The sequence below is a fragment of the Massilia sp. KIM genome, assembly GCF_002007115.1.
GTDB lineage: Bacteria > Pseudomonadota > Gammaproteobacteria > Burkholderiales > Burkholderiaceae_D > Telluria.
This window is the reverse complement of sequence record NZ_MVAD01000016.1, coordinates 1-607: the sequence shown is the minus strand read 5'-3', so window position 1 is coordinate 607 and position 607 is coordinate 1. Positions and strand designations below refer to the sequence as shown.

The 607-nt window shown below is 59.6% G+C and carries 1 protein-coding gene; it reads right to left on the bottom strand.

From position 1 onward, the window contains the following. Window positions 1–377: organic hydroperoxide resistance protein (locus B0920_RS25285; RefSeq protein ID WP_078035463.1), on the bottom strand; the 377-nt coding region annotated here is incomplete at its 3' end. Window positions 378–607: the final 230 nt, after the last annotated feature.

Below are 607 nucleotides of genomic sequence, written 5' to 3'. Positions count from 1 at the left end.
TAGGGGCACACGATGTGGGCGCGGTCGATCAGGGTCTGGGCTTCGTCGGCCGGGACGCCCGGCAGGCTGATCTTCAGGGTGACTTCGATGCCGAAGCCGGTCGGGATCGCGCCGATGCCCACGCTGCCCTCCACCGACACGTCCGGCGAGATCTTCAGCTTGTCGCGGGCGGCGACGAATTTCATCGCGCCCAGGAAGCAGGCCGAGTAGCCGGCTGCGAACAGCTGTTCCGGGTTGGTGCCTTCCAAGCCGTTGCCGCCGAGTTCTTTCGGGGTGGTCAGCTTGACGTCGAGCACGCCGTCCGAGGACACGGCGCGGCCTTCGCGGCCACCGGTGGCTTTGGCGCTGGCACGGTAGAGGACTTTTTCGATCGACATGGTGTTTCTCCTTGGTTGTTGCGGAAGATCCGCTTCATTTAAATCGCTATTGAATAGTGCGCTATTTAAATATTGCTTTTTCTTGCTTGCTCGTTGGCGCCGCAGGATTCGCGATCCTGCCCGCGCCTTTGACCGGTTGGCAGCGCCTCTTGTCGTTTCGCGCTGCCATGGAAAGCATATTACATAGCTCGCGATCTAATTGCAAGCGATTAGTGTAACAAGGTGTAACA